General features: G+C 68.7%; 11 protein-coding genes. 8 read left to right on the top strand and 3 right to left on the bottom strand.

Annotated features, from left to right (window positions below; translation table 11 throughout):
- Window positions 1-17 precede the first annotated feature (17 nt).
- Genes IEZ09_RS10420 through IEZ09_RS10410 form a run of 3 tightly spaced genes read right to left on the bottom strand, consistent with a single transcriptional unit; the run spans window position 18 to window position 3,130 of the window.
- Window positions 18-1,319, bottom strand: a complete 1,302-nt coding sequence (locus IEZ09_RS10420) for an ABC transporter substrate-binding protein (RefSeq protein ID WP_189253416.1) — start codon at window positions 1,317-1,319, stop codon at window positions 18-20.
- Window positions 1,320-1,350: 31 nt separating this feature from the next.
- Window positions 1,351-2,184, bottom strand: a complete 834-nt coding sequence (locus IEZ09_RS10415) for a carbohydrate ABC transporter permease (RefSeq protein ID WP_189253415.1) — start codon at window positions 2,182-2,184, stop codon at window positions 1,351-1,353.
- Window positions 2,174-3,130: a carbohydrate ABC transporter permease gene (locus IEZ09_RS10410; RefSeq protein WP_189253414.1), complete on the bottom strand. Its 957-nt coding sequence runs from the start codon at window positions 3,128-3,130 to the stop codon at window positions 2,174-2,176. The genes IEZ09_RS10415 and IEZ09_RS10410 overlap by 11 nt, the downstream gene beginning before the upstream one ends.
- 340 nt (window positions 3,131-3,470) lie before the next feature.
- On the opposite strand from IEZ09_RS10410, the gene IEZ09_RS10405 reads away from it, so the two are divergent.
- From IEZ09_RS10405 to IEZ09_RS10370, 8 genes are all read left to right on the top strand, one after another.
- Entirely contained in the window at window positions 3,471-5,438 is a 1,968-nt protein-coding gene (locus IEZ09_RS10405; RefSeq protein WP_229812423.1) for a hypothetical protein, read from the top strand.
- A 115-nt stretch (window positions 5,439-5,553) separates the two neighbouring features.
- Window positions 5,554-7,431: a phosphatase PAP2 family protein gene (locus IEZ09_RS10400; RefSeq protein ID WP_189253413.1), complete on the top strand. Its 1,878-nt coding sequence runs from the start codon at window positions 5,554-5,556 to the stop codon at window positions 7,429-7,431.
- A 139-nt stretch (window positions 7,432-7,570) separates the two neighbouring features.
- A complete protein-coding gene (locus tag IEZ09_RS10395) occupies window positions 7,571-8,494 on the top strand; it encodes a carbohydrate ABC transporter permease (protein WP_189253412.1) in 924 nt (307 codons plus the stop codon).
- An 85-nt stretch (window positions 8,495-8,579) separates the two neighbouring features.
- Window positions 8,580-9,392, top strand: coding sequence for a carbohydrate ABC transporter permease (locus IEZ09_RS10390; protein ID WP_229812422.1), 813 nt, complete (start codon window positions 8,580-8,582; stop codon window positions 9,390-9,392).
- 15 nt (window positions 9,393-9,407) lie between these two features.
- On the top strand, window positions 9,408-10,715 hold the full coding sequence (locus IEZ09_RS10385) for an ABC transporter substrate-binding protein (protein ID WP_189253410.1): 1,308 nt from the start codon (window positions 9,408-9,410) through the stop codon (window positions 10,713-10,715).
- On the top strand, window positions 10,712-11,794 hold the full coding sequence (locus IEZ09_RS10380; RefSeq protein WP_189253409.1) for a Gfo/Idh/MocA family protein: 1,083 nt from the start codon (window positions 10,712-10,714) through the stop codon (window positions 11,792-11,794). Before IEZ09_RS10385 ends, IEZ09_RS10380 begins: the two co-directional genes overlap by 4 nt.
- A complete protein-coding gene (locus tag IEZ09_RS10375) occupies window positions 11,776-12,663 on the top strand; it encodes a DUF6807 domain-containing protein (protein ID WP_189253408.1) in 888 nt (295 codons plus the stop codon). Before IEZ09_RS10380 ends, IEZ09_RS10375 begins: the two co-directional genes overlap by 19 nt.
- A complete protein-coding gene (locus IEZ09_RS10370; protein ID WP_229812421.1) occupies window positions 12,657-13,370 on the top strand; it encodes a cupin domain-containing protein in 714 nt (237 codons plus the stop codon). The genes IEZ09_RS10375 and IEZ09_RS10370 overlap by 7 nt, the downstream gene beginning before the upstream one ends.
- The last annotated feature ends 67 nt before the right edge of the window (window positions 13,371-13,437 follow it).

Here is a 13,437-nt window from a genome sequence, read left to right as displayed (position 1 = left end):
GTTTGTCCAGCACTGTGTTACTTGGCCCCTTGAAGTGCTGCCTCGGCGTCGCGGAAGTACTGCGCGACCGCGTCGGGAATGGACATCTTGCCGAACGCGACCTGCTTGGCCGCCGCGTCGAGCGCCGTCTTCGCGTCGTTGTAGCCGGGTGGCGCGGTCGGAGCGTTGGGCAGCCCGTCCTTCGCCACCTCGTCGGCGACGTACTGCGCGTACGTGACGTCCCGCTTGTCCGCCGCGCTCAGCGACGGCGCCAAGGCCTCCAGCGCCTTGGCCGACGGCGGGATGCCGCGCGACAGGGCCATCGCCTTGATCGCGTCGACATCGCTGACGAAGAGGTCGATCAGCTTGGCCGCGGCCTCCGGGTTCTTGCTCTTGACCGGAATGCACAGCAGCACACCGCCGTTGAGCGCCTGGCCCGTCTTGCCGTTGCTTCCGCGCGGCACCAGCACGATGTCGAGCGTGTGCTGGGTCAGCGGTTGCATCTGCGCGAGACCCCAGCCGTTGGTCATCGCGATGTTGCCCGCGATCAGCGGGTGGTTGCCGGCCGCGGAGTCGGTGTTGGCGAGCATCTCGGGCGGGCAGATCGCACCGGCCTTGCGCAGCTTGTCCCACATGGCGAACCACTCGGCGAGGTCGTCCTTGGTGAACGCGAGCTTGCCCTCGTCGTTGTAGAGGTCCTTGCCGCGCTGGCGCAGCCACGGCTGCAGCGCGCCGGAGTCGTCCTTGGACGCGTCGAGCGCGCCGTACTTGCCCTGTCCCAAGGCCTTCGACATCTCACCGGCGATGCGGCCGAAGTCGTCCCACGTCCAGGTGTCGGCGGGGACGGGAATCTTGGCCTGCTCGAACAGGGTCTTGTCGTAGAGGACCGGCGCGTAGCCCGACCCGGAAGGCACGCCGTAGGTCTTGCCGCCCACCGCGCCCGCCCCGCGCACCGCCGGGTAGAGCGTGTCCAGGTGGATCGTGTTCGGGATGTACTGGGAGAGATCGGTCAGCACGCCCTTGGCCGCGTAGGTGCTGACGAGTGCGGTGTCCATCTGGAAGAGGTCCGGAGGGTTGCCGCCCGCGAACTCGGTGTTGAGCTTGTTGAAGTACCCGTCGTAGCCGGAGTACTGGGCGTCGACCTTCGTGCCGTTCTTCTGCGTGAAGATCTGCAGGGCGTTCTGGTACGCCTTGTTGCGCGCCTCGCCGCCCCACCAGCGGAACGTGAGCGAGTTGTTCGCAGCGCCACCGTTGCTGGTCGGCGCGAAACCGCACCCGGCGACGGAGGCGGCGGCGAGACCACCGGCCAGGCCGAAGAGCCCTCTCCTGGAAATGGACATGTGGTTTCCCTTTCTTGGCGGCGAAAAGGCGTTACTTGATGCCGGTGGTGGCGACGCCGTCGACGAGACGGCGTTGCGAGACGAGGAAGACGGCGACGGTGGGCACGAGCGTGACGACCGACATCGCGAGCATGCCGCCGTAACTGGACCCGCTGGCGCGGTCGACGAACGCGTTGAGGCCGAGCGGCGCGGTGTAGCGCGAGTGGTCGGACAGGTAGACCAGCTGGCGCAGGAAGTCGTTGAACGTCCAGATGAACGTCAGGATCGTCGTGGTGAGCAGCGCCGGTTTCAGCAGCGGCAGGATGACGCTGAAGAAGACCCGGACGTGGCCGGCGCCGTCCAGTGCCGCCGCCTCGTCCAGTTCACGCGGGATGCCGCGGATGAACTGCACCATCAGGAAGATGAAGAAGGCGTCGTAGGCCAGCAGGTACGGCACCACCAGCGGCAGGAACGTGTTGACCCAGTTCAGGTTGAAGAAGATCGTGTACTGGGGGATCAGGGTCGCCTGGAACGGCAGCATCATCGTGCCGAGCATCAGCCCGAACCAGAACCTGCGGAACGCGAAGTCCAAGCGGGCGAACGCGTAGGCCGCCACCGAGCAGGAGGCCACGTTCGCGACCACCGTGCAGAGCGAGACCGTCAGCGAGTTGCCCAGGTAGACGGTGAACGAGGTGCCCGTGGCCGTCCAGCCGCTGATGTAGTTGGCGATCGTGAAGCTGAGCGGCAGCGGGTTCATCGTGCTGAAGATCTGGTTCTCCGGCTTGAACGACGCGCCGACCAGCCAGACCATCGGGTAGATCATCGCCACGAGCACGACGATCAGCACGGCGTGCGCCCGCCAGTGGACCTTCTTCTTAGTCTGCATAGTTCACCCACTTGCGGGCCGACCAGAAGTAGATCGCCGTGAAGAGGCCGATCACGGCGAAGAGCACCCACGCCATCGCGGAGGCGTAGCCCATCTGCATGCTGCCGAATCCCTTGAGGTACAGGTAAAGCGTGTACAGCAGCGTCGAGTCGATCGGACCACCCAGCCCGTTCGAGATCACGTACGCCGGGGTGAAGGTCTGAAAGGCGTTGATCGTCTCCAGGACCAGGTTGAAGAAGACCATGGGGGACAGCAGCGGCAGCGTGATCTTGAAGAACACCGTGAACCGCCCGGCGCCGTCGATGGCCGCCGCCTCGTAGAGGTCCTGGGGCAGCTGCTTGAGCCCGGCCAGGAAGATCAGCATCGGAGTGCCGAACTGCCAGCCGGACAGCAGCACGAGCGTCCACATCGCGTAGCGCGGGTCGCCGATCCAGTCGGCGCCCTGGACGCCGAAGAGCCCGAGGAACTGGTTGACCAGACCGTCGCGGGAGAAGATCTGCCGCCACATCACCGACACCGCGACGCTCGCGCCGAGCAGCGACGGCAGGTAGAACGTCGCCCGGTAGAAGCCGAGCGCCCTCAGCCCGCGGTTCAGTGCGACGGCGACCAGCAGTGCCGCGGCGAGCTTGAGCGGTACAGACGTCACCACGTACAGCAGCGTGACCTTGATGGACTGCAGGTACCGCTCGTCGGAGAACAGCCGGGTGTAGTTCTCGAACCCGATCCACTGTGGAGCGGTGAGCAGGTTGAACCTCGTCAGCGACAGGTACAGCGAGTACACCATCGGGATCAGGGTGAACGCGAACAGGCCGATCAGCCAGGGCGCGAGGAACCCGTAGCCGGCGAGGTTGTGCTTGTGCCGCTTGCGTTTGCGCCGCGGCGGTGGTGGTGCCGCCTGCTCGCTGACAGGCGGATCGAGCACGGCAACGCCGCTGTCATCTGACATGTGAGCCACTCCTGGGACGTCATCGCTGGACCGTTCGGTCGCTTTGCCGATGCCACGCACGGCGCAGTTCCAGTGGTCCGTCCCAGGGATCTGGAAAGCGCTTTCCGGGACTGTAGGAACCGGCCACCCGGCTGTCAAGAACAACTTCTGTAAACCTTGTTGCCCAAGGAATTCCGGCGATTTGCGTCTTGACTCCGACCGGGTGAACAAGTTTACGTTTAAACCAACAAGGCGGGTCCCAGCCGCGACGCCCACGACGACGAAGGAGAGGTGACGCACTCCGGCCACGCACGCCCACCAGCACAAACGATCTTGGGCGAGCGCCCCGCGAGGAGTACCGATGACCGCCGCCGCGGTGTATCTGCCGAGCCAGCACGCGAGCGTGCACGACCTGCCGGACGACGACGAAGAGCTGAGGACGGTGCTCGCCAGAGCCGTGTCCCAGGTGCTCGCCCGGCAGCGCCCTGACGGCAACCTGGAGGATCCTGCCGCTGCCGACGACATCGGTGACATGGCGCTGGGCGTGGTCTCGTTGCTGTGCCTGGCCTGGTACCGGGGCGACCGGCGCGACCCCGAGCTGGTGGACGCGGCCCGGCGCGGCCTGGACTTCGTGCTGGCCGAACGGATCTTCCGCACCGACAACCCCGGCGAGCCGTTCCTGCTCGTGCGCGACAGCGGGCTGCCGTACGCCCGGTACGTGCTCGAGGCCGGTGAGCACCCCTTCGGCGACTGGCCGAGCACCGTGTGGGCGTTGCTGCACGCGGTGAACGTGCTCGAGTTCGGCCGCGAGGTGATCACCGAGGCCCGGTGGACCGCGCTGGCGGAGGTGGCGACCGGCTTCTGGCGCTGGCTCACCGAGGCGAGCATGGTCAACCCCCAGCAGACGGCGAACCAGGCGATCGGTGCCGTGGTGGCCGGTTTGACGCTGGGGCGCCTGTTGTCCGAAAAGTCCATCGTGGACGACGCGATGTTCCTGTACCACAGCGAGATCAGGGCCAAGCGCGTCGTCGACCGCGAGCTGCGCCTGCCGGTCGAGCACGGCGCCGGGCACGACCAGAACTACCTGCCCATCTCGCTCACGTTCCTGGCGAGGGCCTACCAGGTGAGCGGTGAGCAGTGCTTCCTCGACGACGGCGACGAGATCGCCCGGCACCTCGAGACGCGCCTGTCGGCCCGCGGGTTCGACTACGGCGGGCCCCGCTACAGCGAACAGCACTGCGGCTGCGAGGGCATGCTCGGCCTGCGGTTCTTCAGCGGTCGCGTCCAGGCCGAGCTCGGCCGCTACCTCGGTGACCGACGGGTGGCCTACTTCTGCGCGACGACACCGGGTGTGCCGAGCGGGCACTTCGCCTTCACCACGGTGTGGTTCTTCCTCGACGACAACCGGTGGTACCGTGCACCGGCCCAGGCCCCCGTGCACACCCGCTACTCGCTGCGGCACGGGCAGGTCTCGGTCTCGCTCACGGGGCAGCTGACGCCCTACCTGATCGACGCCGCCGGGACCGCGGTGATCGAGTCCGTCGTGGACCACCAGCACGGCATCGGGCCGCTGGTGCAGTACGCCGACGGCAGGAGGACGCTGCTCACCCGTCCGCTCGGGCCGGTCAGGGTGCGCGACGCGGCCGAGGACGGGCTGGGTGCCAAGCTGGTGACGAAGGCCGTGGTGACCTGGGAGCAGGTCATGCTCTCCGTGCAGCAGCTGTACGTCACCGACGGCGAGCGTCTCTTCCTGGTCGCGGTGCTCGACCGCGCGGCGCTGCCCGTCAACGCGGAGCTGACCTTCCTCGCCGGCCTGCCCTACGCGACGGCGGAAGGCTCGCGGCAGCGTCGCATCCGGACGGTGAGCGAGCCGGGCGGGGAACCGTTCGATCTCGGTGACGCGTGGCGGGCTCTCAGCACCTCCGGGACGCTGCTCGCGGGCGGGCTCGCGCTGAGCGCGGCCGCCGGTCTGCGCGTGGAGAATCCGCCGGACGGCCCCGCGTACTTCAACAACCCGCGCACCGCCGGCATGACCCAGGAGCAGCTGTCGTTCTGGCTCGGCGACGACCCGCGGGGCTACGGCAACCCGGACGCGGGCTGGCGTCGCGTGATCGCGACCAACCACGTGCTGGCCGAGCCGATCGTCTCCTCGCCGCACGGACGCGCCGTCTTCGCCCTCTGCTACGGGCCGGAACCCGTCGCGCTGGAGGTGACGGCCGAGGAGGTCCCGGACGGCGTGCGGGTGCGCACCCCGTTCTTCACGGCGGTGGTGGGTCACCCGGCGGGCGATGTGGGCGGCGAGCCGGTCCTGCGCGTTGCCGCAGCGTGAACTGTTAACGCTCACACCTCCTTACGTTCGAGTACCGTCCAGTTCCGTTCCGTATTCTGCACGACATTCCCCGTGCCGCCAGACGTGTCCCTGAAGGACTGTTGGGAGCGTTAACATGACCACCGCCGACGCGTTCGACCGCAGGACGCTGCTGCGCCGATCGGCGATGCTGTCCGCCGGCCTGCTGATCGGCCCGACGGCGCTCGACCTGGCCCTCGTAGCGAACGCCGCCGAGCTGCCCACGGGCGCCGCGCCGTTCGTCGACTCCTATCGCACCAACGTGCCCGCCAACCAGACGCCGGAGACCAACGCCGCGGTCCGCATCCTGTGCGGGATGCACGACTTCTGGCGCACCGGCAGCAGCTGGGACAACGGAGTCGTGCTCAACCGGGACGTGCTCACCGCCAACGTCCGCCACGTCGCGCGGATCACCAGGGCACGCACCGCCGATCAGGCCAAGCGAGCGTTCATCGTGGACCGTCAGCACCAGAGCTACGCCGCCATCGGCGGACTCGGCCCGCTGGCCGAGGCGTACCGGGCGGGCGCCAAGGCCGTCACCGGCATCACCGAGGCGCCGGACGGCACCCCGCCGTCCACTGTGGACGACAAGCTGCCGCCGGACGCCCCGGCGGGATCGGCGCTCGGCGCGGGTTCGCCGGACTCCGCGCTGGGGCAGGTCGTCACCCTGGTCAACACGGTGCGCGGGCCGTTCGCCTCTGGCAACCCGTCGAAGTTCGCCTACCAGTACCCGCGGCCGTGGCGGCTGAGCCCGGACAGCACGGTGAGCCCCACCGGGGCCACCGACGAGTTCGGCTACCCGGTGTACCGCACGGACGTCGTGGTGGCCCCGCAACTGCTGCGGCAGCGCAGCACGAAGCCGGCCGAGGACGGCGGCTACCCGAGCGGGCACACCAACGCGCTGCACCTGGCCTGCCTGGCGCTCGCCTACGCGATCCCCGAACGCTTCCAGGAGCTCGTGACCAGGGCGTTCGACCTGGCCGACCTGCGGATCACGGCGGGCATGCACTCGCCGGCCGACGTGATCGGCGGCCGGATCCTGGCGACCGCGCTCGCCGCCGCCACGCTCGCCGACCCGCAGAACGCCGCACTCAAGGCCGCCGCCAGGACGCAGGCGAACGAGTACTTCCGCCAGCACGCCGGCACGGACCTCTTCGAGTACGCGCACTCGGCAGACCTCGCCACCGATCCGTACGCCGACCGCGAGGCCAACGCCCGGCTCGTCGCCCCGCTGCTGACCTACAACCTGCCGAAGACCGGCAAGCGGATCCCGATGACGGTGCCGAAGGGCGCGGAGGTGCTGCTGGAGACCCGGCAGCCGTACCTCACCGCGAACCAGCGGCGCGAGGTCCTGCGCACGACCGCGCTGCCGTCCGGGCACGCGCTGCTCGACGGTCCCGAGCACTGGGGCCGGCTGAACCTCTTCGCCGCGGCCGACGGCTTCGGCGCGTTCGACGCGGACGTGCGGGTCGACATGGACTCCAACCGCGGTGGCTTCCACGCCGCCGACACCTGGCACAACGCGATCGGCGGTCGTGGCGGGCTGGTCAAGCGCGGCACCGGCACACTGACGCTGGCCGGTGCCAACACCTACACCGGCGACACCCGCGTCGAGGGCGGCACGCTGGTGGCCGCGTCACCGTCCGCGCTCGGCAGGGGCGACGTCCACGTCCGCGCGGGCACGCTGCGGCTGGCGGACGCCGTGAGGGTGCGGGGCTACCGGCAGAGCTCCGGCACCACGCTGGCGGCGACCGCGCGGCGCGATTGCGCGGTGCTGACCTCCGCGCGCCCGATCTTCCTCAGCGGCGGCACACTGGAGCTCACGCTGGGGGACGTGCGCGTCGGCGCCGTGCTGCCGGTGCTCGCCGCGCCCGCGTTGCTCGGCAGGTTCGCCCAGATCACCGTGGCGGGCGGTGCGCATCGGGTGCAGGGCTGTTACGGCCCCGGTGGCCTTTCGGTGCGTGTGCTGGCATAGTCCACAGAGGACCGTTGTCGAACGGGGAGATCTCCGTTCGACAACGCCGTTCGACGCCGTTCGACTGCGTTGCTTGACGCTCAGGATGCCCCGTTGCAGACTCCGGAAAGCGTTTTCCAGCCGACGGGGTCAGGAGTTCATGAGCGCGTTAGACGAACTGCGCCAGCTGCGCCGGGGCGGCGTTCAGGTGCGCAAGCGCGACAACAAAGCCGCCTTCTGGTTCCTGGCGCCCTGGTTCGCCGGGCTGGTCTTCATCACGATCGGGCCTGTGCTCGCGTCCTTCGGCCTGGGGTTCACCAAGTACAACCTCATCCAGCCCCCGAGATTCATCGGATTCGACAACTTCGCCCGCATTCTCAGCGACGAGCGGCTGCACAACGCGCTGGGCGTCACGTTCACCTATGTGCTGGTGTCGGTGCCGCTGCAGCTCGCCTGTGCGCTGGGGGTGGCGCTGCTGCTCGACCGCGGGCTGCGGGGGCTGGCGTTCTACCGGTCGGCGTTCTACCTGCCGTCGCTGCTCGGGTCGAGCGTGGCGATCGCGGTGCTGTGGACGCAGGTCTTCGGCACCGACGGCCTGGTGAACCGGGTGCTGGGGTTCTTCGGCGTGGAGGGCAAGGGCTGGATCTCCGACCCGGACACCGCGTTGTCGACGCTCATCGTGCTGAACGTCTGGACGTTCGGATCGCCGATGATCATCTTTCTCGCGGGGCTGCGGCAGATCCCGGCCATGTACTACGAGGCCGCCGCGATCGACGGGGCGAGCAGGTGGTCGCAGTTCTGGCGGATCACGCTGCCGCTGCTCTCGCCGATCGTGTTCTTCAACCTGGTGCTGCAGATCATCCACGCCTTCCAGTCGTTCACGCAGGCGTTCGTCGTCTCCAACGGCACGGGCGGGCCGTCCGACTCGACGATGTTCTACACGCTCTACCTGTACCAGCAGGGCTTCAGCCGGTTCGACATGGGGTACGCCTCCGCGCTGGCGTGGTTCCTGCTCCTGATCATCGCGGCGTTCACCGCGATCAACTTCTGGGCGGCGAAGTACTGGGTGTTCTATGACGACTGATGTGCGCCGACCAGTGACGTCTCCGCGGCCCGCACCGGCGGTGCCGCCTCCGGCCGCTCGAACCTCTCTGCGACGGCGCCTGATCGTGCCGGCCAAGCACCTCGGCCTGGTGCTGATCGGGATCGTGATGCTGTACCCGGTGCTGTGGATGGTCGTGAGCTCGCTGCGGCCCGACGACGAGATCTTCCGCAGTCCCGGCCTGATCCTCGACAGCCTGAAGGTCGAGAACTACGCGGAGGGCTGGAACGCGCTCACCCCGTCGTTCGGGACGTACCTGGTCAACTCGGCGATCGTGGTGCTGGGCTGCATCATCGGCAACCTGGTGTCGTGCTCGATGGCGGCCTACGCGTTCGCCCGGCTGCACTTCAGCGGCAAGCGGTGGTGGTTCGGCATCATGCTCGGCACGATCATGCTGCCCATCCACGTGATCATCGTGCCGCAGTACGTGCTGTTCTCCCAGATCGGCTGGGTGAACACGTTCCTGCCGCTGATCGTGCCGAAGATCCTCGCCACCGACGCGTTCTTCGTGTTCCTGATGGTGCAGTTCATCCGCGGCCTGCCGCGCGAGCTGGACGAGGCCGCGCGCATCGACGGCTGCGGCCACCCGCGGATCTTCCTGCGGATCATCCTGCCGCTGATGACGCCCGCGCTCGCCACCACCACGATCTTCACGTTCATCTGGACCTGGAACGACTTCTTCGGCCAGCTCATCTACCTGACCGACCCCGACATGTACACGGTGCCCGTCGCCCTGCGCACGTTCGTCGACTCGACGGTCGCGACCTCGTGGGGCTCGCAGTTCGCGATGAGCGTCGTGTCCCTCATCCCGATCTTCCTCGCCTTCCTCATCGGCCAGCGGTACCTCGTCAAGGGGATCGCCACGACCGGTGGCAAGTAGCCGAAAGGAACGGACATGTTCAGAGGTGTTCGCCGCCGCACCGCGTTGGCCGTCCTGCTGTCCCTGACCGCGTCGCTGCTCGCGGCCTGCGGTTCCGGTTCCGACGCCGGGGGAGACCTGACGACGGAGAAGGTGACGCTGCGCTTCACCTGGTGGGGCGCGGACGACCGGCACAAGCGGACCCAGCAGGTCATCGAGATGTTCCAGAAGAAGCACCCGAACATCACCATCAAGGGTGAGTTCAAGGAGTGGAACGGCTACTGGGACAGCCTCGCCACCACCATGGCGGCCAACGACGCGCCGGACATCATGCAGATGGACGAGCTGTACATCGCCTCCTACGCCGAGCGCGGCGCGTTGCTGGACCTCAACGAGGCCAAGAAGCACCTCGACACCACGAACTTCGACCAGAAGGCGCTCGCGACCGGCGCGATCGACGGCAAGCAGTACGGGCTGCCGGTCGGTCTCGGCATGTACTCGATCATGGTCAACACGGATCTGCTCGCGAAGTACAACATCCCGCTGCCCGACGACACGAAGTGGTCGTGGGACGACCTGAAGGCCATCGGCGAGCAGGTGTCGAAGGCCGGCGGCGGCCAGGTGTTCGGCGTGCAGTCGCCGGGCATCAACGACACGGCGGGGCTGAGCATCCGGGCGCGGCAGCAGGGCAAGGCGCTGTTCGACAAGGACGGCAAGGTCGTGCTGCCGCCCGAGATCGCGACGCAGTACTGGACCTACATCGCCGACCTCGCCAAGGCCGGGATCGCGCCGCCGCCGTCGGTGACCGTCGAGAAGGCCTCCGCCGGGCTCAACCAGTCCGCGACCGCCACCAACACCGCGGTGTTCGGGTTCTGGTGGAACACCCAGCTCACCGCGCTGACCGCGGCCAGCGGCGCGAAGCTGAAGCTGCTGCGGCTGCCGGGTGAGTCGCAGGGCAGGCCGGGCGCCTACTACAAGCCGTCGATGTTCTGGTCGGTGTCGTCGCGGTCCAAGCACCCCGCGGAGGCGGCGGCGTTCGTGAGCTTCCTCGCCAACGACGAGGAAGCGGCCAAGATCCTGCTGACCGAACGCGGTGTGCCCGCGAACCTGAAGATCCGCGAGGCGATCGCCGGTCAGCTCAAGGAAACCGACAAGGCGGCGAAGGAGTACCTCGACACCGTGCCCGTCAGCGACCCGCCCAGGATCACCCCGAACGGCGCCAGCACCCTCGACGCGATCCTCAAGCGGCACACCGAGGACGTGTTGTTCGGCCGGACCACTCCCGAGGCGGCGGCAGCGTCGTTCATCAGGGAAGTCCAGTCCGAAGTGGACGCGGCGAAGTGAGGCGCGCGGCCATCGTCGGCACGGGGGCCATCGCCACCTCCCACGCCGAGGCGCTGCGGGCGGCGGGCGATCGCGTCGAGCTGGTCGCCGTGGTGGACGTGGACGAGCAGCGCGCGACCGCGTTCGCCCAGGAGTGGAACGTGCCGCGCGTGCACCCCGGGCTCGCGACGCTGCTCGACGTGGAGGAGCTGGACGTGGTGCACGTGTGCACGCCGCCTCGCTCCCACACGCCGCTGGCGCTCGAGTGCCTCGCCGCCAACGTGAACGTGCTCGTGGAGAAGCCTCCCGCGGTGTCGTTGAGCGAGATCGACACGCTGATCGCGGCCGAACGCGGCTCGACCGGGCGGGTCGCCACGGTGTTCCAGCACCGCTTCGGCCCCGCCGCCCACCGGTTGCGGCGCCTGATCGCCGACGGCGTTCTCGGCCGGTCGCTGGTGGCCAAGAGCGACACCCTCTGGTACCGCGACGGTGCCTACTTCGACGTGCCGTGGCGCGGTACGTGGGAGAGCGAGGGCGGCGGGCCGACCATGGGCCACGGCATCCACCAGTTCGACCTGATGCTGTCCGTCCTCGGCCCGTGGCAGGAGATCCGCGCCGTCGCGGCCCGGCAGTCGCGGGCCGTGCAGACCGAGGACCTCTCCATGGCGCTGGTGACCTTCGCCGACGGCACGGTCGCCTCTGTGATCAACTCGGTGCTGTCGCCGCGGGAGACCTCGCAGCTGAGGTTCGACTTCGAGAACGCCACGGTCGAGGTCGAGCACCTCTACGGCTACACCGACGCTCACTGGACCGTCACTTCCGCACCGGGCCACGACGACGTGGTGGCACGGTGGAACGAGGAGCAGTCCACGGTCGTGAGTAGCCACGGCTGTCAGCTGGCGGCGTTCCTCGACGCACTGGACAGTGATGAGACGCCACCGGTGACGCTGGCGGACACGAGGACCACCATGGAGTTCATCGCGGCGTTGTACGCCTCGGCGTTCACCGGCACCGTGGTGAAGGCGGGCCAGATCGGCCCGGACAGCCCGTTCTACGCGACGATGGAAGGAATCGGTGCCCCATGGGCGAACGCCCGGTGATCACTCGGCAGGACGACGAGGTGCTCGTCGTGTCGGTGGGCGACGTCGAGCTCTTCACCTACGTCCACCGGCCGTCCACGCCGGCGTTCGAGGGCCCGAAGCCCTACCTGCACCCGGTGCGGACGCTGGCCGGCGACGTGGTGACGGCGTTCCGGCCGCACGACCACCGCTGGCACAAGGGCGTCCAGATGACTGCGACCGACGTGTCGGGCGAGAACTTCTGGGGTGGCGTCACGTACGTGCGCGACCAGGGCTACGTGGCGCTGCCGAACGTCGGCACCATGCGGCACGAGGAGTTCACGATCGCCGAGGACGACCTGCGGATCGACGAGCTGTTGTCCTGGTTCACCGAGGCCGGACAGCACTGGGTCGACGAGCGGCGCTCGTTCACCGTGCGCGACGTCGAGGACGACGCGTGGACGCTGGAGTTCGCCACCACGCTGACGAACCTGCGCAAGGAGCCGCTGGTCTTCGGCAGCCCGACGACCAACGGCCGCGAGCTCGCGGGTTACACCGGGTTCTTCTGGCGCGGCCCGCGCTCGTTCACCGACGGCACCGTCATCGCGGCCGACGGCGGCTCCGGCCAGGAGATGATGGGCAAGGCCGCCAGGTGGCTCGCGTTCGTCGGCCAGCACGACGAGGTGGACAGGGCGTCGACGCTGCTGTTCCTCGACCACCCCGACAACAAGAACACGCACTGGTTCGTGCGCAGCACGCCGTTCGCCGCGGTCAACCCGTCGTTCGCCTTCTTCGACACCGTCGAGGTCGCGTCCGGCGAGTCGCTGACGCTGCGCTACCGGCTCGTGGTCGCCTCCGGCGAGTGGGACCGCGAGCGTCTGGAGTCCTATGTGGAGGCACACCCGTGGTGACGCCGTTTCCCGGCGGGATCGGCATCTCCGGCCTGCGGGTGTACGACTGGCCGACGGTGGACGGCGTGTGCGGAGGCTCGCCGCACGTCCACCTCACCTGCGCGGAGTGCTACTACGTGATCGGCGGGCGGGGCAGCGTGCAGACGCTGACCCACCGCGGGTTCGCCGAGACACCGCTGCGCGAGGGCACCGTCGCGTGGTTCACGCCCGGCACGATCCACCGCCTGGTCAACGACGAGGAGCTGCGGATCCTCGTCGTGATGCAGAACAGCGGCCTGCCGGAGGCAGGAGACGCGGTGTTCACGTTCCCGGCCGAGGTCCTGGCCGACGCGTCGCGCTACGCCGAGCACGCCGGGGCAGGCGACGAGGAGTCCGTCCGGCGGCGCCGCGATCTGGCCCTCGAAGGGTTCCTCGACCTGAAGCACCGGGTCGCCGACGGTGATCACGCCGCGCTGGACGACTTCTACCGCTCCGCCGTGCGGCTGAAGCAGGGCGTCCTGGACGACTGGGAGAAGCGGTGGCGCTCCGGCGCGCTGGCCTCGGCCGAACGCACCGGTGAGCACCTGGACCTGCTGCGGGGCGGCGACATCGGCCACCTCGCGGAGGCCGACATCCACGTGATGCGCGCGGAGGGACCGCAGCGGTTCGGCATGTGCGGCCGCCTCGACGTGCACGATCCCGCCGAGGGGAAGTCGCCGCACGACTGAGAACCTGGCTCTTTTCAGGAGAGAGCCGGGAAGGGCCCGAGCCGTCGGCTCGGGCCCTTTCTGCGCG

It is taken from the genome of Lentzea flava, assembly GCF_014648475.1.
In the GTDB taxonomy this organism is placed as follows: domain Bacteria; phylum Actinomycetota; class Actinomycetes; order Mycobacteriales; family Pseudonocardiaceae; genus Lentzea; species Lentzea flava.
The sequence above is the reverse complement of the archived record's forward strand: the minus strand, read 5'-3'. Positions and strand labels throughout refer to the sequence as shown.

Bases quoted from the DNA above. Each gene is read 5' to 3' on its own strand.
- IEZ09_RS10395 (WP_189253412.1), top strand. From the start codon at position 7,571: ATGAGCGCGTTAGACGAACTGCGCCAGCTGCGCCGGGGCGGCGTTCAG.
- IEZ09_RS10385 (WP_189253410.1), top strand. From the start codon at position 9,408: ATGTTCAGAGGTGTTCGCCGCCGCACCGCGTTGGCCGTCCTGCTGTCC.
- IEZ09_RS10400 (WP_189253413.1), top strand. From the start codon at position 5,554: ATGACCACCGCCGACGCGTTCGACCGCAGGACGCTGCTGCGCCGATCG.
- IEZ09_RS10415 (WP_189253415.1), bottom strand. From the start codon at position 2,184: ATGCAGACTAAGAAGAAGGTCCACTGGCGGGCGCACGCCGTGCTGATC.
- IEZ09_RS10405 (WP_229812423.1), top strand. From the start codon at position 3,471: ATGACCGCCGCCGCGGTGTATCTGCCGAGCCAGCACGCGAGCGTGCAC.
- IEZ09_RS10410 (WP_189253414.1), bottom strand. From the start codon at position 3,130: ATGTCAGATGACAGCGGCGTTGCCGTGCTCGATCCGCCTGTCAGCGAG.
- IEZ09_RS10375 (WP_189253408.1), top strand. From the start codon at position 11,776: ATGGGCGAACGCCCGGTGATCACTCGGCAGGACGACGAGGTGCTCGTC.
- IEZ09_RS10420 (WP_189253416.1), bottom strand. From the start codon at position 1,319: ATGTCCATTTCCAGGAGAGGGCTCTTCGGCCTGGCCGGTGGTCTCGCC.